Source organism: Actinomadura sp. NPDC023710, from assembly GCF_040639875.1.
GTDB classification, from domain to species: Bacteria; Actinomycetota; Actinomycetes; order Streptosporangiales; family Streptosporangiaceae; genus Spirillospora; species Spirillospora citrea.
This window is the reverse complement of record NZ_JBFAGB010000037.1, coordinates 51075-75043: the sequence shown is the minus strand read 5'-3', so window position 1 is coordinate 75043 and position 23969 is coordinate 51075. Positions and strand designations below refer to the sequence as shown.

The 23969-nt window shown below is 68.7% G+C and carries 22 protein-coding genes and 2 tRNA genes; 11 read left to right on the top strand and 13 right to left on the bottom strand.

The features are described from left to right. Window positions 1-138: 138 nt before the first annotated feature. The gene (locus AB0H37_RS34120) at window positions 139-495 is read left to right on the top strand and encodes a VOC family protein (RefSeq protein WP_053731577.1); all 357 of its coding nucleotides are present in this window, start codon (window positions 139-141) and stop codon (window positions 493-495) included. A gap of 3 nt (window positions 496-498) precedes the next feature. On the opposite strand, the gene AB0H37_RS34115 is transcribed toward AB0H37_RS34120, so the two are convergent. From AB0H37_RS34115 to AB0H37_RS34105, 3 genes are all read right to left on the bottom strand, one after another. Then, window positions 499-687 carry a hypothetical protein gene (locus AB0H37_RS34115; RefSeq protein ID WP_207709950.1) on the bottom strand — a complete coding sequence of 63 codons (189 nt, stop codon included), beginning with the start codon at window positions 685-687 and terminating at the stop codon, window positions 499-501. A gap of 24 nt (window positions 688-711) precedes the next feature. Beyond that, window positions 712-1332, bottom strand: a complete 621-nt coding sequence (locus AB0H37_RS34110; RefSeq protein ID WP_360616881.1) for an alpha/beta fold hydrolase — start codon at window positions 1330-1332, stop codon at window positions 712-714. A gap of 157 nt (window positions 1333-1489) precedes the next feature. Next, complete coding sequence (locus tag AB0H37_RS34105) at window positions 1490-2302, bottom strand: HNH endonuclease signature motif containing protein (RefSeq protein ID WP_360616880.1); 813 nt, start codon at window positions 2300-2302, stop codon at window positions 1490-1492. A 27-nt stretch (window positions 2303-2329) separates the two neighbouring features. On the opposite strand from AB0H37_RS34105, the gene AB0H37_RS34100 reads away from it, so the two are divergent. From AB0H37_RS34100 to AB0H37_RS34075, 6 genes are all read left to right on the top strand, one after another. Continuing rightward, window positions 2330-2632 carry a hypothetical protein gene (locus AB0H37_RS34100; RefSeq protein WP_360616879.1) on the top strand — a complete coding sequence of 101 codons (303 nt, stop codon included), beginning with the start codon at window positions 2330-2332 and terminating at the stop codon, window positions 2630-2632. Window positions 2633-3499: 867 nt separating this feature from the next. Continuing rightward, window positions 3500-4819 carry a pentapeptide repeat-containing protein gene (locus AB0H37_RS34095; protein WP_360616878.1) on the top strand — a complete coding sequence of 440 codons (1320 nt, stop codon included), beginning with the start codon at window positions 3500-3502 and terminating at the stop codon, window positions 4817-4819. A 1037-nt stretch (window positions 4820-5856) separates the two neighbouring features. Further along, window positions 5857-6276, top strand: a complete 420-nt coding sequence (locus AB0H37_RS34090; protein WP_360616877.1) for a hypothetical protein — start codon at window positions 5857-5859, stop codon at window positions 6274-6276. Then, window positions 6273-7820: a hypothetical protein gene (locus tag AB0H37_RS34085; protein ID WP_360616876.1), complete on the top strand. Its 1548-nt coding sequence runs from the start codon at window positions 6273-6275 to the stop codon at window positions 7818-7820. The genes AB0H37_RS34090 and AB0H37_RS34085 overlap by 4 nt, the downstream gene beginning before the upstream one ends. A 194-nt stretch (window positions 7821-8014) precedes the next feature. Then, window positions 8015-8560 (top strand): hypothetical protein, encoded by a 546-nt coding sequence (locus AB0H37_RS34080; RefSeq protein ID WP_360616875.1) that lies wholly within the window; start codon window positions 8015-8017, stop codon window positions 8558-8560. Window positions 8561-8565: 5 nt separating this feature from the next. After that, window positions 8566-8763: a helix-turn-helix domain-containing protein gene (locus tag AB0H37_RS34075; protein WP_360616902.1), complete on the top strand. Its 198-nt coding sequence runs from the start codon at window positions 8566-8568 to the stop codon at window positions 8761-8763. Between the two features lie 242 nt (window positions 8764-9005). Here AB0H37_RS34075 and AB0H37_RS34070 read toward each other — a convergent pair. Then, window positions 9006-9076, bottom strand: a tRNA-Gly gene (locus tag AB0H37_RS34070). 137 nt (window positions 9077-9213) lie between these two features. On the opposite strand from AB0H37_RS34070, the gene AB0H37_RS34065 reads away from it, so the two are divergent. After that, window positions 9214-9287 (top strand) — tRNA-Pro (locus tag AB0H37_RS34065). Window positions 9288-9404: 117 nt separating this feature from the next. Here the strand turns inward: AB0H37_RS34065 and alaS are convergent. Next, window positions 9405-12038: an alanine--tRNA ligase gene (gene alaS, locus AB0H37_RS34060; RefSeq protein ID WP_360616874.1), complete on the bottom strand. Its 2634-nt coding sequence runs from the start codon at window positions 12036-12038 to the stop codon at window positions 9405-9407. 128 nt (window positions 12039-12166) lie between these two features. Then, complete coding sequence (locus tag AB0H37_RS34055) at window positions 12167-12547, bottom strand: helix-turn-helix domain-containing protein (protein ID WP_179836663.1); 381 nt, start codon at window positions 12545-12547, stop codon at window positions 12167-12169. A 123-nt stretch (window positions 12548-12670) separates the two neighbouring features. Here AB0H37_RS34055 and AB0H37_RS34050 point away from each other — a divergent pair, with 123 nt between their 5' ends. Further along, on the top strand, window positions 12671-13249 hold the full coding sequence (locus tag AB0H37_RS34050) for a YceI family protein (protein ID WP_329087383.1): 579 nt from the start codon (window positions 12671-12673) through the stop codon (window positions 13247-13249). Between the two features lie 63 nt (window positions 13250-13312). On the opposite strand, the gene AB0H37_RS34045 is transcribed toward AB0H37_RS34050, so the two are convergent. The 4 genes from AB0H37_RS34045 to AB0H37_RS34030 all read right to left on the bottom strand — a co-directional run bounded on the left by AB0H37_RS34045 (window position 13313) and on the right by AB0H37_RS34030 (window position 17539). After that, window positions 13313-13996, bottom strand: a complete 684-nt coding sequence (locus AB0H37_RS34045) for an HAD family hydrolase (protein ID WP_329087385.1) — start codon at window positions 13994-13996, stop codon at window positions 13313-13315. Continuing rightward, window positions 13993-14817, bottom strand: coding sequence for an alpha/beta hydrolase (locus AB0H37_RS34040; protein WP_360616873.1), 825 nt, complete (start codon window positions 14815-14817; stop codon window positions 13993-13995). The genes AB0H37_RS34045 and AB0H37_RS34040 overlap by 4 nt, the downstream gene beginning before the upstream one ends. Window positions 14818-15030: 213 nt before the next feature. Then, window positions 15031-16863 (bottom strand): glycosyl hydrolase family 18 protein, encoded by a 1833-nt coding sequence (locus AB0H37_RS34035; protein ID WP_360616872.1) that lies wholly within the window; start codon window positions 16861-16863, stop codon window positions 15031-15033. A gap of 190 nt (window positions 16864-17053) precedes the next feature. Continuing rightward, complete coding sequence (locus tag AB0H37_RS34030; RefSeq protein WP_179836658.1) at window positions 17054-17539, bottom strand: MarR family transcriptional regulator; 486 nt, start codon at window positions 17537-17539, stop codon at window positions 17054-17056. A gap of 61 nt (window positions 17540-17600) precedes the next feature. On the opposite strand from AB0H37_RS34030, the gene AB0H37_RS34025 reads away from it, so the two are divergent. After that, window positions 17601-18017 carry a cupin domain-containing protein gene (locus AB0H37_RS34025; protein WP_329087389.1) on the top strand — a complete coding sequence of 139 codons (417 nt, stop codon included), beginning with the start codon at window positions 17601-17603 and terminating at the stop codon, window positions 18015-18017. A gap of 16 nt (window positions 18018-18033) precedes the next feature. Here AB0H37_RS34025 and AB0H37_RS34020 read toward each other — a convergent pair whose 3' ends face one another. Further along, on the bottom strand, window positions 18034-18678 hold the full coding sequence (locus AB0H37_RS34020; protein WP_179836656.1) for a response regulator transcription factor: 645 nt from the start codon (window positions 18676-18678) through the stop codon (window positions 18034-18036). Beyond that, the gene (locus AB0H37_RS34015; RefSeq protein ID WP_360616871.1) at window positions 18630-19916 is read right to left on the bottom strand and encodes a sensor domain-containing protein; all 1287 of its coding nucleotides are present in this window, start codon (window positions 19914-19916) and stop codon (window positions 18630-18632) included. The genes AB0H37_RS34020 and AB0H37_RS34015 overlap by 49 nt, the downstream gene beginning before the upstream one ends. Before the next feature lie 197 nt (window positions 19917-20113). Here AB0H37_RS34015 and AB0H37_RS34010 point away from each other — a divergent pair, with 197 nt between their 5' ends. Beyond that, window positions 20114-22663, top strand: coding sequence for a Tex-like N-terminal domain-containing protein (locus tag AB0H37_RS34010; protein ID WP_360616870.1), 2550 nt, complete (start codon window positions 20114-20116; stop codon window positions 22661-22663). A gap of 51 nt (window positions 22664-22714) precedes the next feature. Here AB0H37_RS34010 and AB0H37_RS34005 read toward each other — a convergent pair whose 3' ends face one another. After that, entirely contained in the window at window positions 22715-23872 is a 1158-nt protein-coding gene (locus AB0H37_RS34005; protein ID WP_329087396.1) for an EamA family transporter, read from the bottom strand. Window positions 23873-23969 lie beyond the last annotated feature (97 nt).

Genomic DNA, 23969 nt, shown 5'->3' with positions numbered 1-23969 from the left:
CATACGCCACGAGAGACAGCCTAGAACCGGCCGCTTAGTGCGCAGATTTTCGCCGTTCACACGACGAAACCGCAGCTCAACAGCCAGCACCCTACCCAAGATCAGCGATCTTGAGCCAAAGTCAGGTAAGGTGACGGAATGGTCATGCGGGTGGCGGTTCCCGTGCTGCCGTGCCGAGATGTGCAGGCAGCGCGGTCGTACTTCACGGACGTGCTCGGATTCGACACCATATTCACCTGGGAGACCCCACCTAGCTACGCGGCCGTGATCCGCGACACCGCTGAGTTCCACCTGTACGCCGAAAGCAGCGTCGGCCCGGCCAGGGTGACGGTTGTCGTCGACGACGTCGATTCCTGCCACGACGAGCTGCGCGCCCGCGGCGCCGACATCGTCGAGCCACTGGCTGACCGGCCCTACGGGATGCGCGACTTCAACGTACGGACACCCGATGGGCACTTGTTGATCTTTAGCCAGCCGCTTACCGAGTACGGGTGACCATCAGCGGACCAGCCGGAAGAATGACCGGACCTCGTCGACGAACAACGCCGGCTGCTCGAACGCCGCGAAGTGGCCGCCCTTACCGGGCTCGTTCCAGTACCGGATGTTCGGGAACCGGCGCTCCGCCCACCGCCGAGACGGGCGCTGCAGCTCCTTGGGGAAGACCGAACAGCCGGTGGGTACGGTCACCGGCGCGCCGGCCGACCCGGAGATCTATCCGTTGACCTGCCGGAGGCTTTCCCAGTACAGCCGGGCGGATGAGGCACCGGTGCCGGGCAGCCAGTAGAGCATCAGGTTGTCGAGCAGCTCATCCCGGGTAATAACCCGATGCAGGTCGCCACCGGAGTCGGTCCACGACCAGAACTTCTCGACGATCCAGGCGCAGAGGGCGGCCAGCGAGTCGACCAGCCCGTAGCCGACCGTCTGCGGCCGGGTCGACTGCTGCGCCGAGTATCCGGAGCCCCATTCGTCCGCCTCCCGCAGTGTCGCGAGCGCCGCCCGCTCGGCACCGGTGAGGTCGTCCAACGTGGCCGGATCGGGCGGTGCGAGCGGCGGCATGAGATGGATGCCGACGACCCGATCGGGTTGCCGTTGACCGATGCTCGTGGCGATGCTGGTGCCCCAGTCGCTGCCCTGGGCGCCGAACCGCCGGTAGCCGAGCCGGGCCATCAGCTCGCACCACGCGTCGGATATCCGCTCGATCCCCCACCCCGGCGCGGCCGGCTTGTCGCTGAAGCCGTAACCGGGAAGCGATGGGCAGACCCCTAGAACCGGCCGCTTAGTGCGCAGATTTTCGCCGTTCACACGACGAAACCGCAGCTCAACAGCCAGCACCCTACCCAAGATCAGCGATCTTGAGCCAAGTCAGGTGTCACACCGTCTCGTCGTTCGCGCGGGCACCCTCCGGGACGGTTACGCAATGAGCAGGCGATGCCTTTAGACTTGATGATCTCCGCATGACAGCCGATCGGCAGGCTGATCTACTGCTCGCTCAAGAAGGAGGCGGAGGTACGGGATCGATGCGGAAGTTGCACGGCCTACGTTGGCAATCCGGTATCGAATCGTAAAGTAGCACCTTGTTACGGCGGCGTTTGCGTGCTTCAAGGTCTCTAGTGATTCGATACAAGGCAACGTCATAGGCCCAAGAATGCGTAGAGACCTTTCGTTCTATGCCGAAATGCTTTCTTGTCGCCGTTTCCAGGACGCGGTGATACTCTTCCTGCAGATCCCACGAAAACCGTGCGAAGTCAACTTCTTCCCAGCCGTACAGGTGTTCGAGTTCGAACCGAACCGCGGCTATGAAATCTACTTCGGATCGGTTCACCTTCTCTGTCCTAGATCCGAGCTTACGAGCCATCTCCTTGACATGCTCGGATTCGCGCTCCCATTTACTTCCCGAATCCCTCATCTCTGCATAATCCACCCAAGCCCAAAATGCTTCCGCGTCGGCTATGTCGGGCGCCTGCCTATGATGATATTCGCAGAGTAATGCAAAGTTGCGTACGTCCATTGACCCGCCAAGTGAACTTGGCACCACGTGGGCGCGTTCTGTAGGCGTGTTCCAGCAGATCAGACAACATGGGTTAGATTGCATCCCGAGGTACCGCGCGATCGCTTCCTTGCTTGGCGGCGTTTTTCGGTTACCATCAGTTTCCTCTCTGGCTCGAATCGGCAGGAGGTCAACGTCGTACCAGAAGTCTTTCTCCTCGCCTGCCGGATAGCCGATATAGAGTCGATTGGGGATGTCATTGCGTTGTGTATTCTTGTTCTCTAGTTCCCCAAAAGGGGTAATCGCGGCAGCCAAGTATGGAAATATAAACTCCGGAAGAAAGTGGCAAAGTATCTCGTAGGCATCGTGGCCATAGCCACCTTCTTCGTTTCTGTGACCTTGTATGCGGAGCAGGAGTGTACGCTCGGCGCCGGGGGACGCGTGTTGGCTATCTCGCAGTATCGTGAAGATTCGGTGTGCGCAGCGCTCGAAGTTTTCGTAGACAGCCATGTCATGATAGAGCTGAATCCGTTCGGGGCTATTTTTTTGGTGGCGATTATTGTTCGCGTTGCGATTCGCAGCTTTGCGGACGCGCTTCTTCTTAGGCACGGCTTCCTCAAGGTTTCTTGGCTACGTGATCGATGATGGCATGAGGGTCTGACAGAACAGAGGCGTCAGCGGACCCGCCCATCTGCGCCTTTACCGAAGGGCGGCCCCGCGGGACAAAGTGATCTCTAAGCAATAGATCACGGCGGGGCGAGCTCCGGACCAGGCAACGCCGGGCCGGCATGGCTGCGCAGGGGTGCCGGCCCCGGCAAGGTCGGCTCCGCGTCCCGACGCCGAGCCCAGTGGAAGCTGCTTGGCGCGGTCTCTCGTCGTTCGCGCGGGCGCACCCTCCGGGACGGGTGTGCGTGCTAACGGTGGTGCTAACAACGGGGTCGGATGATCTTGGACGGGTGTGGACGTCCGGGAGGTTGCGGCGCTGGTCAGCGGGCACGTGGGGACATGCCTGGACGGGTCTGATCTCGCTTGTAACCAGACGTCTGCAACGACGAATAGTGGCCTGTGGCGTCTAGGGCGGCGTTGCTCGTGCCCACCCATGCCCACGCCGCTCGGAGCATGTGGTCTGGGTGCCGGTCACCAGACGCCGGCCCGCCAGGTCGCGATCCGCGCCTTGCTCAGTTGGCCCCAGTCAAGGGGCTGCTGTCCGCTCAGGACCCCAGGTGGTAGAGCGAGAGTGAACCAGCCGACAACCGGTTTGCGGCCTCTGGAGAGTCAGAGCACTCGCTTGCGGTCTATCTGGCACACCATCGGGAAATCGCTCGGAGAGTTTGGTGCGATGCGCACGTCTGATGCGCTGGGCGAGGGCGACCCGCGTGGCCTCTTCCTGCCCACGATCTGAACACGTAGGACATGGGTTGGTTGAGACCCCAAGTGGGGGTGCCTAGGCCTAGGGGGAGATGAGAGCAAAGTACCGCGGAGGGTGTCCGGATTTCTCTATCATCACGGATCGTGAGCGATAACATCGAACCCGCAGGACGGGATAAGCGCCATGTGAAGGACGCCCACCGCACGTTGGGGCTGTGGTCGATCCGGCGGGCGCTCACCGTGGCATTTACCACCGCAGTGATCCTGCTGGTTGCTGCCTGGTCTTTCATCTTCTGGCTGTTGGGCTCACCATCTAAGGCTACGCCCCAACCTCTGGACGCCAAGACACAGTTGGAGCTCCTCAAACTCGGCTTCGCCCTGGTCGCTGGTGTTGGTGCCCTCGTTGCTCTGGTTACCGCTTACCGGCGCCAGCGCGTCGACGAAGCAGCGGCCGAACGAGCCGAACGGGCCCAAGCGCATGCCGAACAGGTGGCACGGGTCAATGCTTTCGACGCTACGGAGCGCCGCGTCACGGAACTGTTCGGACAAGCTGTGGAGCAGCTTGGGCACGAGAAGGCCGCCGTCCGTTTGGGCGGTCTGTATTCATTGGAGCGCCTCGCCCAAGGTCACGAACAGCACCGGCAAACCGTGACTGACGTCGTCTGCGCCTACTTGCGTATGCCATTTCATCACCTCCAACTAGACGCCTCAGAGACAGTACTCGTCGAAATTGCCCGGCAAGAACTCCAGGTTCGGCTGGCCGCTCAACGAATGTTGCATCGTCATTTGACTGCCTTCCCATCCGATGAAGAACAGTCCGAAAGATATTGGGACGGCATTCTTATTGACCTTGCCGGCGCCCGCCTTATCGAGTTCGACTTCACTCGCTGCCGTCCTGTACGCGCGAATTTCTCTGAAGCCCTGTTTACGGGTACCGCAAGGTTCGACGAGGCTAAGTTTGTCGAGGAGGCCGGGTTTGGTGGAGCGCGCTTCAAAGGCAACGTCAAGTTCAGCAAAACCCAATTCGGCGGCACTGCCAGCTTCGATGCAGCAAAATTCGATGATGAGGTTGGATTTGATCGGGCCCAGTTCGATGGGAGTGCCTGGTTTGACGAGGCTTGCTTCGGAAAGGATGCCTGGTTCGGTAGTGCTCAGTTCAACGGGCCCACATGGTTTGAGGATAACCAATTCTACGCGGGCGCGTGGTTTGATGAAGTTGTATTTAATGAAACTATCCGCTTTCGGGGAGCTAGATTCAACGGAGATGCCGGGTTCCGCGGGAGCCAGTTCAACGGCACAGCCGAATTCAACGAGGCCCAGTTCCACAACGAACCCGACTTCGAAGGTGCCACGGCGAGGCTACTCAACGCCAACCACGTATGGCCCTCCTCTTGGAGAGCGCAAGCGCAGTCAACAGGCGCTGAAGTTGCCCAACTCATCCGAGTGTCGCGAGAGCGGCGATGAGGGCGACTACTTTAACAGACAGTCCCGCGCAGCGACACATCTCGCCGGATGCTCAGTTCCCTGGTAGCAGCGGTAGTTCCGGTTAGCGGTTGGGCGTCTATCACGTGGCAGGGTGCCGAGAAGTACAGCACGGAAGTACCGCAACAGAGGCTTACGACTGCTGGCGTCGGCGACCGGGCGCACATGGTTCCACCTGTGTCGATGGCGGCGATCACGGGGTGGCCGGTCTCTTGTAAACAGAAGGCTAGGAGGTCAAGTCCCCTCGGGTGCCTGCTGCTGCACGGGTGTGCTGAAGAGACGTACGCTCATTGCGGGCTCGACTTCTACTCGGAGACGGGTTCACCACCAGACGGCTCCCTGTTGGCGCAGGTCGCCGTCGCTGTCTCCAGCAGGCCCTTCGAGCCGTACCCTGCCGCACGGCCGATATCTTGCCACGTCTGGAAACTTCGATAGTGGGAGTGAATCGGCAGCATGATGACAGAGCGTAGATCCTATTGATCGACGTCAAAAGTCATGGTCGATGGATTGACAATTTAGGAACTGTTAGAGACCGCTGGTGCGACTTGGCAGGCTGTCGTCGACAACGCGCCCGCCGTCCGGCAGGCCACCGGAAGCCAGACTCCGTGTAATCTCACCGTCGAGATCGCCGAGGTAAACGCTGGAGAGATCGTCAACGGAACGGGTATGACTACCCTCCTCCTTGCACTGTGCGATGGGTAAAAGCCCTCTCCATCGGCAGTTCGACTGGCCGAATCTGACACTGAGGACTTTCTCGGCGATTCCTGTTCTTGCTGCGCAGGTCGGGTGGCGAGAAATTCGTCAGCAGGGTGAACGATGCAATGGCGTCCGACAGCGAGCGTCATAATCGGCTGGTCAAATGACATGGACTGGCCTTCGTGAATCGACGTTTTCTCAGCTCGGTGTGGGATGCAAGATAGCTAGCAGAGCGCTACCTGTTGTGGATAACTTCCGCCCGGAAGTTCACACTGGCCAGGTGGGGACCGAGCGCGGTCCTCAAACGCCAGGAGCGGAGGTACATGACGACAGTCAGGCGAAGCAGCGACGAGCCGGAGCCTCTGCAGCGTCGAGCGAAGCTCGGCGGAGGCCGGCGGCGAGAGCGGGAACTGAGAATTCGCGTCAGCGACGTGGAGTACGAAGAGATACATGAAGCGGCGACGCGAGCCGGGCTTGCGTGTAGCGCGTTCGTCGTAAGGACGGTGCGTACCGCGATTCGGGAGCAGCGACCCCTGGATGGGGCGCTCGTCGCGTTGCATGCCGAGTTGCGGAATGCCAGCCGTCAGGTGAATGCGGTCGGTGTCAATCTCAACCAGCTCGTGCGCCATGCCAACGCCTACAACGAGGTCCCGGAGTCGGTGGAGTGGTTGGCGGCGTACTGCTTCCAGGTGGTGCGCAGGGCGGAGGCCCTCATCGTAGAACTCGGTAGAAGGCTGCCGTGATCGCGAAGGTCACGCGCGGCGCCGATGTGAGCAACCTGCTGCGCTACCTGTACGGGCGGGGCAAGCGGAACGAGCACGCCGACCCACACATCGTTGCCGGGTACCGGCACCCGGCTGCTCTGGAACCAGCACGACGCGGGGACGGGAAGCTCGATCTCCGGCCGCTGACCGAAACGCTGCGCTCTCCGTTGGAGACGATGAGGCGAAGCCAGCCAGCGGAGCCGGTCTGGCAATGCTCGCTGCGGATGGCCCCTGCAGATCGGGCCTTGACCGATGAAGAGTGGGCCGACATCGCCGAGGAGCTGATGCACCAGACCGGCATCGCGCCACGGGACGATCCCGAGGCGTGCCGCTGGATCGCCGTGCGTCACGCGGACGATCACATCCATGTCGTGGCCACACTCGCGCGAGAGGACGGCCGGAGACCCAACATCACTCGCGACTACCTCAAGGCCCGCAAGGCGTGCCAGGTCGTCGAGCAACGGTATGGGCTGTGCCGTACCGCGCCCGCGGATCGGACGGCGGCGCCCCGTCCTTCGCGGGCTGAGCTGGAACGGGCGCAGCGTGCCGGGCTGGAGGAGCCACCTCGCGTCGCGCTGCGGCGGCACGTGGCCGCTGTCGCCGCAGCGTCCGACAGTGAGGAGGCGTTCTTCGCCGGCCTGCGTGAGCGCGGGCTGGCGGTGCGGTTGAGATTCAGTGTCCGGACGTCTGGCGAGGTGACGGGTTACGCCGTTGCGGTGCCCGAGTACACCAACTCCCAGGGTGAACCGATCTTCTTCTCGGGCGGCAAGCTCGCCGCTGACCTCACCTTGCCCAAGCTGCGCCACAGGTGGACGGGTGGCGCCACCTACCGGCGGGCTGCCAGGCCACGCAGGTGGACGCCGGGTTCATCCGCCGACTACGCGGAGCGGGCCGCTGCCTACCGGGAAGCCGCCCGAGTTGCCGGGACGGCGGCCTGGCAGATGCGCGTCCTGCGTGATCCGGGTGTTCGCGCCGATCTCGCCGCGGCGGCCTCTGACGTCCTCCATGTCACGGCGGATATCACCGGCAACCGCGAGCTGGCCGAGGCCGCCGACTTCTACGATCGCGCCGCCCGGGAACCGCTCGGCCGCCTGCCGCCGGTCACGCGGTATGGCAGCGCCTTGCGCGCGGTGGCTCGGACCCTTGCGGTCACCAATGTCGGCTGGGGTGATCGACGCGAGCAGAAGCGGGATCTCGCGGTTGATCTGCTGTTCCTCATAGCGAACCTTGTAGATCTCATCGAGTCGGCGGCCGACCATCGCCTTGCCCAGCAGCGCGTTGCCCAGGCCGATGCTGCGCGCCTGGCCGCAACGGGGCTGGACGCCGTCCGACGGATGGAGCTCCATCGAGCTGCCCCGGTATCGCCGCGAGTCGTGGAGACCCTTGAAGAGGGCCGGGCGATGGCGAGGCTTGCCGCCGAGTCCTTCCCAGTGCCGCTGGGCGACGGGTTGAGACCGGGGGCTGCGCCAGCACCCCACCCGTCTCAGCGATCTTCGCCTCGAAAGGGCGCGCCCAGACGCTGACCAGGGGAAGTCGAGACTCGCCGATGCGTTCTCAGTGATGGAGTCACGAACACGGTGCGTGCACAATGACCGAGCGTAAACAAAGTCATGGAGCGGCAAAGCGTCTGCCTGTCGCTCCCGAGAGAAAGGACGGGCCATGTCCACGATCAGCTATGGCCCTCCCGCGGAGGGTCTGCACCTTCAGGAGTGCACCCATGACAGACGACCACACCCAGGTCGGCCGTAACCCCCAAACCGACTACGAGGCCGAGCAGTCCGCCCTGGAGCTGGAGAGCGCCGTACGGTCGCTGAACCGGGCGGTGGGTCAGACGGGCGGCCTTGCCGGGCCGGCGACCGTCTACGCAGTGCTGGACGCCGTTCACGCAGCCACCTCCGGTCTGGACAGCCTTCTCCTCCAACTCCAACGTTTTCTCGCGCGCCAGCATGCAGCCGGACACCTCACCCATGACCACGGCGCGCCTCTCGACGAGGCACTCGACGCCTTCGGCCGCGCAGTCCTTCACGCCCGCCATCTGGGCGCGGGATGCGGGGAAGCCATCGACCAGGCGCGCAGGGCGATCAACCACGTTCACAGCAGCGGGCTGCCGCACAAGACCGGCGCACCACCGTCCTGCAACACCGCCGCCGAACCCGCCCCCACGGCCCCGCGCCGACGAGCCGAGCCACGAGCGAGACAGCCCGAGAACGGAAGGCCTCGGGCGAGATGGTTCGGCAGCTCCCGGAAGGGGGCGGGAGCGTGAAGCAGATGAGCCAGGACGAGCTTCTCGCTCTCCCCACCACGGTCAGCGTTGAGACCGCCGCCCGCGCCCTCGGGCTGGGACGTACACGCGCCTACCAGCTCGCTCGCCGAGGGCAGTTCCCCTGCAAGGTGATCCGCATCGGCACGAGCTACCGCGTCGTGACGGTCGATCTCCGCCGGCTGCTCGGCATCGAGCCGAGCTAGCGAGCCGTCCAACGAACGAAGGTCCGGCTCCCCAAGGGGAGCTGGACCTTCCGCGTTGAGGACGCAAGATCCGCCACCGTGCTGATCTCCGCTAGAGACGGTCAGACCATGCTCATGAAGCACAGCAGTTGAACCAGGATGCCGCTCAGACGTGCCAGATCCCAGTGACAAATGGGTGACAAATGATCTTCAGAAGGGCGGTCAAGATCGCCCCATAGGGCTCTGACCTGGGGAAATGAGAGAGCGGGCGACGGGAATCGAACCCGCGTAGCCAGTTTGGAAGACTGGGGCTCTACCATTGAGCTACGCCCGCTAGGCGTGTGAGGGCCCGGCGGGCCTCGGTCGCCATCCCGTAGCGTACAGGGTTCTCGGGGTGGACGTGCCGGGGCGGAGCGGGTGGGGGGCGATCGGGACTACACTTCTCGCGTCATCGCGTTCGGCGGTGGTTTGCGGGCTGTAGCGCAGCTTGGTAGCGCACTGGCTTTGGGTGCCAGGGGTCGTGGGTTCGAATCCCGCCAGCCCGACCGTGTTTCATCCTCCCGACCGGCAGGCCCCACAGTCGTGGTGGTCGTCGCAAGGTTTCAGGGACCACCGAAGCCAAGGCAGGCGTCCGCACGGGTTTCGTGCGGACGCCTGCCGGGCTACGCCTGGTCTGCGGCCAGGAGGGTGCGGGCCTTGGCCGCCGCGGTGGTGATCGCCTTGGGGAGGTTCTCCGGGCGGCGGCCGCCCGCGTTCGCCACCGGGCCTCTGCCGCCCGCGCCGCCGCCGACCTCGCGGGCCGCCTCGGACAGCAGGTCCCGGGCCTGGACGCCGGTGGACGCGCCGGCCGCCGCGACGAGCACCGCCTTGCCGTCCGACGCGGTGCCGAGGACGACGAGGCCGCGCTGGTCGCGGCGGGTGAGGACGCCGGTCGCGATCGTGCGCAGGTCCGAGCCGGTCAGGCCGGGGACGGTGTGCGCCACCAGCCAGCCGCCGGGCAGGGGCTCGGCGAGGGACGCGAGGCGGTCGGTGTGCCGGTCGAGTTCGGCGCGGTGCATCGTGTCCAGGCTGCGCCGGGTCTCCGCGAGTGTTTCCAGGCGTTCCCGGAGACGGTCGGGGGCCTGGTCGGGACGGACGTTCAGCAGCGCCGCGAGTTCCTCCAGCAGCAACGTGGCGCGGTCGTGGTGGCGGAGGGCGTCGGCGCCGGTGAGGGCCTCGATGCGGCGCAGGCCGGTGCCGATGGACGCCTCGCCGACGATGTGGACGGGGCCCGCCTGCGAGCCGTGGCCGACGTGGGTGCCGCCGCAGAGTTCGCGGGAGGCGTCACCGATGTCCACGATGCGGACGTCGTCGCCGTAACGCTCGCCGAACAGCGCGACCGCGCCCGCGCGCTCCGCCTCCGTCCGGGTCGTTTCCCAGACGCGCACCTCGGGGTCGTCGAGGAGGTAGTCGTTGACGAGGGTCTGGACGAGATTCGTGTCGACGGGGGAGAAGTGCGCGAAGTCGAAGCGCAGGCGTCCGGGCTCCACGCGGGAGCCCCGCTGCGCCGCGTGGTCGCCGAGGGTGCGTCGCAGCATCGCGTGCAGGACGTGGGTGGCGCTGTGCGAGCGGGCGGTGGCCGCGCGGCGGTCCGCGTCCACAATCGCTTCGGCCTCGTCGCCGGGACGGACCTCGCCGTCCACGATGCGGACGGTGTGGACGTGGAGGCCGTCCAGTCCCGGCCGGGTGTCGAGGACGTCGAGGGTCGCGCCGGACGTGCGGATCGTGCCCGTGTCGCCGACCTGGCCGCCTGACTCCGCGTAGAACGGGCTGCGGGTCAGGACCACCTCCAGTTCGTCGCCCTCGGTCGCCGTGGGCACCTCGCCGTCCGGGCCGAGGAGGACGCCGATCTGTGTTTCGGCTGTTTCGGAGGCGTAGCCGACGAAGTCGGTGAGGCCGTGCGCCGCGACGACGCGGCGGTAGAGGTCCTGCCGCGCGACCGCGCTGCCCTTGCGGCCCTGGCCGGCGCGGTGCGCCTTGCGGCGTTGTGCTTCGAGGAGCTCGGCGAACGCTTCTTCGTCGACGGTGAGGCCGGCCGACCGCGCAGCGTCGATGGTCAGGTCGATCGGGAAGCCGTAGGTGTCGTGCAGTTCGAACGCCGTCCGCCCGGAGATGGCGGTCGTGGCGCGGCCGATCGCCGTTTCGAGGATCTGGGAGCCCTGGCGCAGCGTCCGCTCGAACGCCTCCTCTTCGGCCGTGACGACCTGCTCGATGAGCGCGGACCGACTAGAGAGCTCCGGCCAGGTTTCGCCGAGGGTGCCGACGACGCTGGAGGTCAGCGCGGGCAGCGCGGGACCGTCGATGCCGAGCCTGCGCGCGTGCCGGATCGCGCGGCGCATCAGGCGGCGCAGGACGTAGCCGCGGCCGTCGCGGGCGGGCATGACGCCGTCCGCGATGAGGAACGCGATCGAACGGGAGTGCTCCGCGACGACGCGGAAGGAGGTCGAGTCGTCGCTGCCGTCGCGTCCCGGGTAGGGGCGGCCCGCCATCTCCTGGACGAGACGGAACGCCGGCGCGAGCAGATCCGTCTCGCACACCGTGTCCACGTCCTGGAGCACCGCCGCGAGACGGTCGAGACCGAGTCCCGTGTCGATGTTCCGCGCGGGGAGTTCACCGAGAATCGGGTATCCGTCCTTGCCGGGGCCCTCCCCACGGAGGTTCTGCATGAAGACGAGGTTCCACAGTTCCTGGTACCGCTCGCCGTCCACCGCGGGTCCGCCTTCACGTCCGAAGGACGGCCCCCTGTCGTAGTGCAGTTCGGAGGACGGTCCGCAGGGGCCGGGGATGCCCATCGACCAGTAGTTGTCCTCCATGCCGAGCCGCTGGATCCGCTCGGAGGGGACGCCCAGGCGCCGCCACAGCCGGACGGCCTCGTCGTCGTCCAGGTACACGGTGACCCAGAGGCGTAGCGGGTCGAGGTTGTAGTGGCGGGTGAGGAGCTCCCACGCCCAGGGGATCACCTCCGCCTTGAAGTAGTCGCCGAAGGAGAAGTTGCCGAGCATCTCGAAGAACGTGGTGTGCCGCGTGGTGCGGCCGACGTTCTCGATGTCGGACGTACGCGCGCACTTCTGCACGGACACCGCGCGCGGGTGGTCGGGTGTGCTCTCGCCGAGGAAGTACGGCTTGAACTGGTTCATGCCCGCGTTCGCCAGAAGCAGCGTGGGATCGGACGGGATCAGCGGGCTGGACGGCACGACGCGGTGGTCGCGCTCCTGGAAGAAGCCCAGGAAGGTCGAACGGATGTCAGTCGAGCGCATGGGACGGCCTCACGAGGTCGATGGGATGGCAGAGCACACCGCCGAGCCGGGCCGGGCACGTCTGCGCGTTCCCCGGCTCGGCGCGACTAGCTCGCCGTCCCACCTCGTGAATGACCATCGCATCCACGTTACCGGCGCCCGTTGTCCCCTTGCACGTCGATTTGGCGGGCGTCGTAGTCGGCGCGGGCGGCGTCGATCTGGGCGAGGTGGTCCTCGGCCCAGGCGACGAGGGTGCCGGCCGCGTCCATCAGCGTGGCGCCCATCGGGGTGAGCGAGTACTCCACGCGGGGCGGCACCACGGGGTAGACGGTCCGGGTGACGATGCCGTCGCGCTCCAGGCCGCGCAGCGTGACGGTGAGCATCCGCTGGCTGATGCCGTCGATCTCGCGCCTCAGCTCGGTGAACCGCTTGGTGCGCTCGCCGAGCAGCGCGATGACCTGCAGCGACCACTTGTCGCCGACCCGGTCGAGGATCTCGCGGGCGCGGCAGCCCGCGACGGTGTGCTCCATCGGTTATCTCCAGGTGACCAGGGCAGAAAAAAGTGCCTTCTTGTGCCGGTTGGCGGGCTGTCCGCACCATGGAAGCGGTTCCTGATGGGAACCGCCTTACCTTCCATAACCGTAGGAGACACCATGACGGCCCAGCTTGTCGAGATCCCCGGCTACCTCGCGGGGACCTGGACCATCGACCCCCTCCACTCCGGGGTCGGCTTCACCGTCCGGCACCTGATGGTCAGCCGGGTCCGCGGCCGCTTCGGGACGTTCGAGGGGACGATCGTGACCGGCGCCGACCCGCTGGCCTCGTCGGTGACCGCGACGGTCGACCTGGCGTCGGTCGACACCGGCAACGCCCAGCGCGACGAGCACATCAGGTCCGGCGACTTCCTGGACACCGAGAGGTACTCGACCATGAGCTACCGCTCCACCGGCGTGCGCCCGGACGGCGAGGACTTCGTGCTGGACGGCGAGCTGTCGCTGCGCGGCCTCACCAGGGAGGTCCCGCTCCGGCTGGAGATCGGAGGCTTCGGTCCCGACCCGTTCCGGCAGGACGACCCGTCCAAGGGCGCCCGCGCCGGGTTCACCGCGACGGGCGAGCTCAGCCGCCTGGAGTTCGGCGTGGGCGCGGCGACGACCGTGGCGGGCGGCGGGCTCGCGCTGAGCGACAAGATCCAGATCGTCCTGGAGATCGAGGCGGTCCTCCAGGACGGCTGATCCCGCCCGCGCCGCCGGGCCGGACGGGGTGCGCCGCCGCCCTGGAGACGGCGCCGCACCGCGTCAGTCCCAGAGCAGTGAGGGGAGCGCGTCCAGCGTCGTGATGCGCGCGACGTCCAGGGCGTCCGGGGCCGGGTCGCCGGAGCGGTCGAGCCACACGCCGGTGAGGCCCGCGGCGGCGGCGCCCCGCGCGTCGACGATGAGCCGGTCCCCGACGTAGGCGGCCGCGTGCGGCTCGGTGCCGAGGGCCGCGCAGGCCGCGAGGAAGATCCCGGCGTCGGGCTTGGCGGCGCCCGCCTCGCTGGAGGCCACGACGACGGGGAGCCGGTCGGCGAACCCGAGCCGTTCGACCTTCAGGCGCTGCTGCGCGGCGTCCCCGTTGGTGATCACCCCGAGCCGCAGGCCGTGCGCCGCGAGGGCGTCGAGCGCCGGCGCGGCGTCGGGGAACGGGCGCCAGGCGGCCTGGTAGCGGGCCACGAACCCGGTGAGCCACGCGTCGGCGCGCGCGTCGTCCCAGGCGCCGAGGCCGAGGTCCCCGGCGAGGGTGACGATCCGGAGGCGGCGCTGCTCGGCGAAGCTCAGCTCGCCTGCCAGGTACCGGTCGACCGCCTCTTCGGTCAGCTCGGCCCAGCGCGCGGCGAGCCATACCGGGTCGACTTCCGGGAACGTTCCGACGATGGCGCGGCGCGCGGCGTCATCGTGGTCGAGGAGCGTCCCGTCCAGGTCGAACAGCACCGCCGTGATCATGAGAGGAACGCGGTGAGCGCGGCGGTCAGCTCGGCCGGTGCGTCCTCCTGCACCAGGTGCCCCGCCCCCTCGACCGGCTGGAGGCGCGCGCGGGGGACGAGCCCGGCCAGCTCGCGGCCCTTGGCCGGGGGGATCCACGTGTCCTCGGCGCCCCAGCAGATCAGGACCGGGAGGTCCAGCTCGCGGTAGCGGCCCTGGACGTCGTCGGTGTGGCGCTGGTCGGCCTGGGCGATCTGCCGGTAGAACGCGGGCTGGTCGGCGTCTCCCAGCCAGGGGGCGACGAGCGCGTCGAGAGTGGCCGGATGCAGCCCCTTGTGGCTCGCGGACGTCACGTACTCGCGGACGAGCGCGCCGTGCAGCGCGGGCGGGAGCTGCTCGAACACCTCCGCGTTGGCTCCGACCAGACGGAAGAACGGCGACCCCCACGGCGCCAGCGCCACGGGGTCGACGAGAGCGAGGCGGCGGTAGGGGGCGCCGTGCAGGAGGTGCGCGCGCAGTGCCACGGCACCGCCGAAGTCGTGCGCCACGACGGACGGCTCGTCCAGGCCCCAATGCTCCAGCAGTTCGACGAAGACTCTGCCCTGCGCCGCAAGCGAGACGTCCTGTCCTTCGCTCATTTCGGACGTCCCATAGCCAGGCATGTCCCAGACGTGCACGCGATGGGTCATTGCCAGAGCGCGCGCGACACCACGCCACACGTAGGACGAGAACGGAGTGCCATGCAGCAGGACGACTGGGGGCGCTCCCTCAACGCCTAGTACCTCCCAACGGACCTCTCCGGCATGGCTCCGGTACGTCCTGCCCAGCGTCCAGTCGTGCAAGAAGGCTCCTCGTGTCGTGCGTCCGCGCAGCCGAACCGGTGCGGTTCGGTGGGCTTTCCTGACCGTTCCCATGATGGACGCCCGCACGCCGTGGCAGAGAAGCCCGCCTGGTCCGAGCCCGTCAAAGGGGCGGGCCCCTGACCGGCGTCCGGTTGGTCAGGGGCCCGAAGTCTCGGCTGTCTGAGGGGCTGGGAGTGCCCTTCTGCGAACAGCTCAGCCGAGACCGCTCTTGATCGCGGTGATCAGCTCACCGCCCGTGGTGTCGCCGCTGAGTTCCCAGAAGAAGGCACCGCCGAGACCCTGGTCGCCGGCGAAGCCCATCTTCCCGCGGATGGTGGACGGGGTGTCGTAGCTCCACCACTCGCTGCCGCACTTGCCGTAGGCGGTTCCGGCGACCGTGCTCGTCGCGGGGCACCTGCCCTTGAGGACCTTGTAGTCCTCGATGCCGGCCTCGTAGGTGCCCGGCGCGGCGCCGGTCGCGGTACCGCCCGGCTCGGACTGGGTGACGCCCGTCCAGCCGCGGCCGTAGAAGCCGATGCCGAGCAGCATCTTGGCCGCCGGCACGCCCTTGGCCCTGAGCTTGGAGATGGTGTCGGTGGTGTTGAAGCCCTGGTGCGGGATGCCCGGGTAGGACGTGAGCGGCGAGTGCGGCGCCGTCGGTCCCTTGGCGTCCCAGGCGCCGAAGTAGTCGTAGGTCATGGGGTTGTACCAGTCGACGTACGAGGCGGCGCCTCCGTAGTCGGTGACGTCCATCTTGCCGCCGTCGCTCGCGTCCGCGGTGATCGCGGCCGTCACGAGGTTGCCGGACCCGAACTTGGCGCGCACCGCGGCCATCAGCTTCCCGAACGCGCCCGGACCGCTGGTGTCGCATGTCAGGCCGCAGGCGTTCGGGTACTCCCAGTCGATGTCGATGCCGTCGAACACGTCGGCCCAGCGCGGGTCCTCGACCAGGTTGTAGCAGGACTCGGCGAACGCGGCCGGGTTCTGGGCGGCCTGGCCGAAGCCGCCGGACCAGGTCCAGCCGCCGAACGACCACAGCACCTTCAGCCCGGGGTGCAGCTTCTTCAGCTTGCGCAGCTGGTTGAAGTTGCCGCGCAGCGGCTGGTCCCAGTTGTCGGCGACGCCGTCGACGCTCTGGTCGGCGGTGTAGGCCTTGTCGTAGTCGGCGTAGGAGTCGCCGATCGCGCACCGGCCGCCCGTCACGTTGCCGAACGCGTAGTTGATGTGCGTCAGCTTGGCGGCCGAGCCGCTCGTCTCGACGTTCTTGACGTGGTAGTTGCGCTGGTAGACGCCCCAGTTGGTGAAGTAGCCGACGACCTTGCCGCCGCCTCCGGGGTTGCCGCCGCCGCCCTCGTCGGTGGTGACCGACACCGAGGCCGACGCGGGGGAGGCGTTCCCGGCGGCGTCCTTGGCCTTGACGGTGAAGGAGTAGGCGGTCTTGGCCGACAGCCCGCCGACGGTGGTGCTGGTCCCGGTCACCGACGCGGCCTTGGCGGAGCCGTTGTAGACGTCGTAGCCGGTGACGCCGACGTTGTCGGTCGAGGCGCCCCACGCCAGCGACACGCTGGTGGCGGTCTTGCCGGTGGAGCGGAGTCCGGACGGAGCCGAGGGGGCCTCGGTGTCCTTCTCGGGGGGTGTGGAGCCGTCGCAGGTCGCGCCGTTGACCGTGCAGCCGGTGAACCATCCGGAGCCGGTGCCGCCGAACCCGAAGCTGGTGGTCGCGCCCGCGGCGATCGTGCCGTTCCAGCCGGTGTTGGCGAAGGTGTAGTGGTTCCCGGAGACGGTCTTGGTCGCGTTCCAGACGTTGCCGACGGACGTCCCGGACGGCAGGTCCGCCTCCAGCTTCCAGCTGCTGATCGCCGAGCCGGTGCCGTTGGTGATGGTGCAGTTTCCGTCGAAGCCGGTGCCCCAGTCGGAGGTCTTCTTACAGGTGGCGGTGACGGCCTGCGCCGACGACGCCGGGGGCGCCGTGAGCAGGGCGGTGGCCGCCGCCAGTGTCGCTGCGCAGGCGAGCGCGATGGCCCGCCGTCCGCCCGGTCGTGACATGGTTCTCCGTTCGGTTCGGCCCCCGAAGCAAACAGGAATCCCCGCCATCTCTTAGGAAAGTTTCCTAAGAATTGCGCCGATCGTAACCGCGCCGAACGGGGTCGACAAGGGCCGCCGTGAGACCGGCGGACGGCGGTGCGAGTGGTCTAAGCGACTGCCTGGACCCATACGGTCACCGCCCCCGAAAAATTCAGGGCGCGCCGAACCATCCCGGCATGTCGAGCCGCCACAGGTCCGCGGGCGTCATCCGGCGGAGATCGTCCTCCAGGGCCCGCAGGCGCTCGGCGCCGAGCGCCCGAACCCAGTCGCCCCGGATCCGCTCGAAGATGCGCTCGGACCGGACGAGTGAGTCCGTGCCCCGCGCGGTCACCCGGACGATCTTCCGCCGGGCGTCCCGCGGATCGACCCCGCGCTCCAGGTAGCCGGCCCGCTCCAGCGACTCCACCATCTTGCCCGCGGCCTGCTTGGACACCCCGAGCCGGCGGCCGAGCTCCACCGCCGTCGTGCCGTCCGGGCCGATGGCCTGGAACACGAAGCCGTGCATCGGCCGCAGGTCCGGATGGCCCTCCCGGGCCAGCTCGGCGTGCAGTTCGTCGATGATCGCGCGGAACGCCAGGAAGAGCCGCAGCGGCAGCTCGAATCCGGGCGCGTCCCGCGGCCCGCCGTCACTTGACATGAAAGACAACCTCGTTGACTATATGGACAACCGCGTTGTCTAACTTAGGGGACAGGGAACCATGACGCTCATCCGCAACGCCGAGAGCCGCCGGACCGAGACGCCGGCCGCCGTGATGACCACCGCCGCATCGCCGACCCAGGGCGGCACCGAGGGGATCGCCGTCTGGCGCGTGGAGATGGCACCGGGCAAGACCGGTCCGCTGCACGCCTTCGACACCGAGCAGGTGTGGACGTTCCTCGACGGCGGCGCCACCGTCGACCTGGACGGCCGTAAACTGGAGGCGGGCGCCGGCGACACCGTCGTCCTGCCCGCCGACGCGCCCCGCCAGATCACGACCGGGGACACCGGGTTCACCGCCGTCGTCGCTGCCCACGCGGGCTGCCTCGCCTACGACCCGGACGCCCTGGTGGACGAGACCCGCTGCGCGATCGCCCCCCAGGGGGACGAGCGGATCGTCCCGCCCTGGGCCAAGTGATCAGAGGGCCCGGGGCTCAGGCGCCCAGGTAGGCCAGGACGGCGAGGACGCGGCGGTTGTCGTCCTCGGACTGCGGCAGCCCGAGCTTGCCGAAGATGCTGTTGGTGTGCTTGCTGATCGCCTTCTCGGTGACGAAGAGCTTCGCGGCGACCGCGGCGTTCGAACGGCCCTCCGCCATCAGCCCGAGCACCTCACGTTCGCGAGGGGTGAGCTGCTGCAGCGGCTCCTCGCGGGCGTGCCGGGTGAGCAGCTGGGCCACCACGTCCGGGTCGAGGGCGGTGCCGCCGCCCGCGACCCGGCGCACCGCCTCCACGAAGACCTTGACGTCCGAGACGCGGTCCTTCAGCAGGTAGCCGATGCCGCCCGTGCTGTCCGACAGCAGCTCCCGCGCGTACAGCTGCTCCACATGCTGCGACAGCACGAGCACCGGCAGGCCCGGGACCTGCTTGCGCGCCTCCAGCGCGGCCTTGAGGCCCTCGTCGGTGAACGTCGGAGGGAGCCGGACGTCCACGACCGCCACGTCCGGGCGGTGGGTGGTCAGCGCCCGGAGCAGGGACGGACCGTTGTCGACCGCCTCGACGACCTCGAAGCCGAACGCGCCGAGCAGGCGGATCAGGCCGTCCCGGAGGAGGGCGAGGTCTTCGGCGATGACAACGCGCACGGCAGCTCCATGGTCACGACGGTCGGCCCGCCGACCGGGCTCGTCACCGCCATCGTCCCATCGAACGCCGCCAGTCTGCGCTCGATACCGCGCATTCCGCTTCCGGCCGCCGGGTCGGCGCCGCCCGTCCCGTCGTCTCCGACGATCATGAGCAGCCGGTCCCCGGGGTGCTCGATCTGCACCCAGGCGCGCCGCGCGGCCGAGTGCTTGACCACGTTGGCGAGCATCTCCGCGACCGCGAAGTACGCCGCCGACTCCACCGGTGCGTCGCTACGCCCCGGCAGGTCGATCTGGACGTCGACCGGCAGCGGCAGCGTGAGGGCGAGGGCGCGCACGGCCCCGTCGAGGCCCCGCTCGGCCAGCACCGGCGGGTGGATGCCCCGGACCAGGTCGCGCAGTTCCGTCAGCGCCGTCCCGCTCGCCTGGCGGGCCTCGGCCAGGAGCTTCTGCGCCGTCTCGGGGTCGTGCTTCATCATCTCCTCGGCGAGGCCGATGTTCATGCTCAGCGCGACCAGCCGGGCCTGCGCGCCGTCGTGCAGGTCACGTTCGATGCGGCGCAGCTCGGCCGCCGAGGCGTCCACCGCTTCCGACCGCGTCTCGGTGAGCCGCTCGACGCGCTCGGCCAGCGCGTCCCGCGTCGGCGCGAGCAGGGACTGGCAGAACCTGGCGTGCGCCGTCAGGAACATCGTTCCCAGCGGGATGGACACCGCGGTCAGCGCCGCGCCCAGCACGACGGTGCCGACGAGGCCGACGACGCCCCAGTCGCCCAGCGGCCAGAAGGGACCCCACCCGTAGTCGGTCAGCTGCGCCACCCACGGCGCCACCAGCACGCCCTCCACCCCGTACAGCGTCAGACCGCCCGCGAGGACGCCGAGGACGAGCGCGACCGGCACGTTCAGGAGCGTCCACAGCAGGTCGCGCCACGAGGCCGGATCGGTGAGGATCCACTTCAGCCGGCCGAACACGCCCGCCCCGGCCGGCTCCGCCCGGTACGGAACGGGGATCCGCACCCCCGACCACTCGGCCGCCCACAGGCGCTGCTGGTTGGCGACCGTCCGGATCGCCTGGAACATCATCGGCGCCAGGACGACCCCGAACCCCAGCGGGATGAACGCGATCGACAGCACGGTCACGATGAACAGCGGCAGGTTCACCGCGTACGCGAGCACGATCTGGGCGACGGCCCGGACGAAACAGGTGAGGGCGCGCCGCCCGTACCCGCGCAGTAGCTCGCTCACCGTTCCTCCAAAGGGGTTCGCCGTGGGACCTCCACCATTGTCATCGTTCGCGCCTCGGGGCTCGGTGGTGCTAGACCCCCTCTTCGTGACCGAGGCGGTGGGGTTAGGCCTACCGTCATTCGAGCGTGACGAGACAACAGGCCCCGTTCCCTGGACAATGCACAGGCGACACTCAGGGGAGAAAGCGAATTCAAGCTGTGACAGCGACCACAAGCCAGACGTCCGACGGTCAGGGCCCCGGGCCCGCCCTGCGGCCCATCACCGAGCGCATCGCCGAGGAGATCGGCGTCCGCGAGGGGCAGGTGCGGGTCGCGGTGGACCTGCTCGACGGCGGGGCGACCGTCCCGTTCATCGCCCGCTACCGCAAGGAGGCGACCGGCGCGCTCGACGACGCCCAGCTGCGCGCGCTGGAGGAGCGGCTGCGCTACCTGCGCGAGCTGGACGAGCGCCGCGCCGCGATCCTGGAGTCGGTCGAGTCGCAGGGCAAGCTCACCGACGAGCTGCGGGCGCAGATCATGACGGCCGACTCCAAGGCGCGGCTGGAGGACATCTACCTCCCGTACAAGCCGAAGCGGCGCACGAAGGCACAGATCGCCCGCGAGGCCGGGCTCGAACCGCTCGCCGAGATGCTGTTCGGCGACCCGTCCCGCGACCCGCGGGCCGAGGCCGCGGCCTTCGTGGACGAGGAGAAGGGCGTCGCCGACGCGACCGCCGCGCTGGAGGGCGCCCGCGCCATCCTGGTCGAGCGCTTCGCCGAGGACGCCGACCTCATCGGCGCGCTGCGCGAGCGCATGTGGAACCAGGGGCGCATGGTCTCGCGCGTGCGGGACGGCAAGCAGGAGTCGGGCGCCAAGTTCTCCGACTACTTCGACTTCGCCGAGCCCTTCGCGAAGCTGCCCTCGCACCGTGTCCTCGCGTTGTTCCGCGGGGAGAAGGAAGAGGTCCTCGACCTCGACCTGGAGCCCGAGGAGGCCGGGGAGGACCCCGCCGCGCGCAGCTCCTTCGAGGTGGAGATCGCCCGCCGGTTCCAGATCACCGACCAGGGGCGTCCGGCCGACAAGTGGCTGTCGGACGCCGTCCGGTGGGCCTGGCGCACCCGGATCCTCGTCCACCTCGGCATCGACCTGCGCACCCGGCTGCGCCAGGAGGCCGAGGACGAGGCGGTCCGCGTGTTCGCGGCCAACCTGCGCGACCTGCTGCTCGCCGCGCCCGCGGGCACTCGCACGACCATGGGCCTGGACCCGGGCCTGCGCACCGGCGTCAAGGTCGCGATCGTCGACGCGACCGGCAAGGTCGTCGCGACCGACACCATCTTTCCGCACGAGCCCCGCCGCAGGTGGGACGAGTCGATCGAGACGCTCGCCCGGCTGGCCCGCGAGCACCGCGTCGACCTGGTCTCGATCGGCAACGGCACCGCCTCCCGCGAGACCGACAAGCTCGCCGCCGACCTGATCGCCCGGCATCCCGACCTCGAGCTGACCAAGGTCATGGTGTCGGAGGCGGGCGCGTCGGTGTACTCGGCGTCGGAGTACGCGAGCCGCGAGCTGCCCGGCATGGACGTCTCGCTGCGCGGCGCCGTCTCCATCGCCCGCCGCCTGCAGGACCCGCTCGCCGAGCTGGTCAAGATCGACCCCAAGTCGATCGGCGTCGGCCAGTACCAGCACGACGTGTCCGAGGTGAAGCTGTCGCGCTCCCTCGACGCCGTCGTCGAGGACTGCGTGAACGGCGTCGGCGTCGACGTCAACACCGCGTCCGCGCCGCTGCTCACTCGCGTGTCCGGCATCGGCGAGGGCCTAGCGGAGAACATCGTCGCGCACCGCGACGCCAACGGCCCCTTCCGCAGCCGCGCCGGGTTGAAGGGCGTCCCGCGGCTCGGTCCGAAGGCGTTCGAGCAGTGCGCCGGCTTCCTGCGCATCCCCGGCGGGGAGGACCCGCTCGACGCCTCCAGCGTCCACCCCGAGTCCTACCCGGTCGTCCACCGGATCCTGGACAGCGCGGGGACGGACATCAAGGCCCTCGTCGGCAACACCGCCGTCCTGCGCTCGCTCAGGCCGGCGGAGTTCGTCGACGACACCTTCGGGCTGCCGACGGTCACCGACATCCTCGCCGAGCTGGAGAAGCCGGGCCGCGACCCGCGCCCGGCGTTCCGGACCGCCACCTTCAAGGAGGGCGTCGACAAGCTCGCCGACCTCGAACCCGGCATGCTCCTGGAAGGCGTCGTCACCAACGTCGCCGCGTTCGGCGCGTTCGTGGACGTCGGCGTCCACCAGGACGGGCTCGTCCACATCTCCGCGATGTCGGACAAGTTCGTCTCCGACCCGCGCGAGGTCGCCAAGCCGGGCGACATCGTCCGGGTCAAGGTCCTGGACGTCGACCTGCAGCGCAAGCGCATCTCACTGACCCTGCGCCTGGACGACGAACCCGGCCGTGACCAGCAGGGCGGCGGCCGGCGCGGCGAGCAGCGCGAGCAGCGCGAGGGGGGCGCACGTCCGGAACGCGGCGGGCAGGACCGGCGCGGCGGCCAGAACCGGCGCGGCCAGGAGCAGCGGGGCCAGGAGCAGCGGGGCCAGGGCCAGCGGGGTCAGGACCAGCGCGGCCGGAACCAGCGAGGCGGGCAGCGCCGCGGCGGCCAGGGAGGCGGCGACTCCTCCGGCGGCGGCGCCATGGCCGACGCGCTCAGGCGCGCCGGCCTGGACAAGGGCCTTCCCGGCAACGACAAGCGCCGTTCCGGCGGCAAGGGCCGCTGAGACCCGGCCACGCGGGCGGAACGGTGTCCCGGCTTCGCGCCGGGGCGCCGTTCAGCCGTCGCCGAAGCCGCGCCACCGCCCGTCCGCGCCCGTCTCGGTCGGGCGCTGCGGGCGGACGGGACGGCGCGGCTGCGGCGGCGCCGCCTCGGAGGGAGAGGCCTCGGGCCGGTCGTAGGGGCCCTTGCCGAGCGGGTCCTGCGCGTAGGGGGAACGCTGCGGCGGCACCTGCGGAGCCTGCCGGTGCGCCTGGCCGAGCCTCGGGCCGCCCAGGACCGGCCCGCCGACGGCCGTGCCGCCGAACGGGTCCACCGCGTCCGCCTCCTCCGCGGAGGAGGCGTCGGGCTCGTCCGGTATCGGACGGTGCCGGGGGAACTGGAGGACGGCGATCGCGCCCAGCGCCAGCGCGCCCAGCCGCATCGCCGAGCGACCCACGTCCTGCGGCCACGGCTCCGCGTAGAGGAAGGTGCCCATCGCCAGCAGGTAGGTCTTCGCACTCACCGTCATCACGGTGGCCACGATCGACACCCGGCAGCGCTGGAACGCCATGACCATGATCCCGAACCCGATGGCCGCCGCCAGCACCGTCAGGTACGGCCACGGCGTCGCGGCGATCCGCAGGCTCGTGGCGTGCGCGTCGTCGCTCCACCCCTTGATCGCCAGCTCGGCGGTGCCGACCGGGAAGCCCGAGCTCAGCCCGTAGGCGATGCCGGTCACCGGGCGCGCGTGCCGGCCGTCGGGCCGGTGGTCGCCGAGGACCAGGATCAGCACCGGCACCAGCACCGCGGGGGCGACCACCGCGGCGATCTTCCACAGCGGCGCGTCCGCCGAGCCGATCGGCTCGTCCCCCCGCAGCGACGCGGTGAGCAGCAGGATCGCCGCGCCGATCAGCACCAGGCTGAGCCACTCGCGCGGGGTCAGCCGCTCGCCGAAGAAGACCAGGGCGATCAGCAGCAGCGGCACGATGCCGGACATGAAGATCGGTACCGCGGTGGACAGCGGCAGGTTGCGCAGCGCGAGGATCTGCAGGCCGAGCCCGCCGAGCACGACCCCGAGCGCGATCAGGAAGACCCAGTTGCTCACGATCGTCCACACCATGTGCGGGATGCGGTTGCCCCGTACAGCGGGCATCCGGTCCGCCGCGAGCTTGAACACGGCGAACCCGAGGTAGTAGAGACCGGTCGCACTGAAGGCCGCGGCTATCCCGTTCATCCCGGACGAGTATGGGGGTCCCGGTGCTCCATGTCACTGCCCGTGCGGCGGCGTTGACGCGGATTCGCCGGGCTTGTGGGCCTCCGATGTCCGCAGA

What these genes read in the sequence shown, in the direction of transcription:
- AB0H37_RS34120 (WP_053731577.1), top strand. Translation starts at nt 139, where the DNA reads ATGGTCATGCGGGTGGCGGTTCCCGTGCTGCCGTGCCGAGATGTGCAG.
- AB0H37_RS34090 (WP_360616877.1), top strand. Translation starts at nt 5,857, where the DNA reads ATGACGACAGTCAGGCGAAGCAGCGACGAGCCGGAGCCTCTGCAGCGT.
- AB0H37_RS34080 (WP_360616875.1), top strand. Translation starts at nt 8,015, where the DNA reads ATGACAGACGACCACACCCAGGTCGGCCGTAACCCCCAAACCGACTAC.
- AB0H37_RS34075 (WP_360616902.1), top strand. Translation starts at nt 8,566, where the DNA reads ATGAGCCAGGACGAGCTTCTCGCTCTCCCCACCACGGTCAGCGTTGAG.
- alaS (WP_360616874.1), bottom strand. Translation starts at nt 12,038, where the DNA reads ATGCGCTCGACTGACATCCGTTCGACCTTCCTGGGCTTCTTCCAGGAG.
- AB0H37_RS34055 (WP_179836663.1), bottom strand. Translation starts at nt 12,547, where the DNA reads ATGGAGCACACCGTCGCGGGCTGCCGCGCCCGCGAGATCCTCGACCGG.
- AB0H37_RS34050 (WP_329087383.1), top strand. Translation starts at nt 12,671, where the DNA reads ATGACGGCCCAGCTTGTCGAGATCCCCGGCTACCTCGCGGGGACCTGG.
- AB0H37_RS34045 (WP_329087385.1), bottom strand. Translation starts at nt 13,996, where the DNA reads ATGATCACGGCGGTGCTGTTCGACCTGGACGGGACGCTCCTCGACCAC.
- AB0H37_RS34035 (WP_360616872.1), bottom strand. Translation starts at nt 16,863, where the DNA reads ATGTCACGACCGGGCGGACGGCGGGCCATCGCGCTCGCCTGCGCAGCG.
- AB0H37_RS34030 (WP_179836658.1), bottom strand. Translation starts at nt 17,539, where the DNA reads ATGTCAAGTGACGGCGGGCCGCGGGACGCGCCCGGATTCGAGCTGCCG.
- AB0H37_RS34025 (WP_329087389.1), top strand. Translation starts at nt 17,601, where the DNA reads ATGACGCTCATCCGCAACGCCGAGAGCCGCCGGACCGAGACGCCGGCC.
- AB0H37_RS34005 (WP_329087396.1), bottom strand. Translation starts at nt 23,872, where the DNA reads ATGAACGGGATAGCCGCGGCCTTCAGTGCGACCGGTCTCTACTACCTC.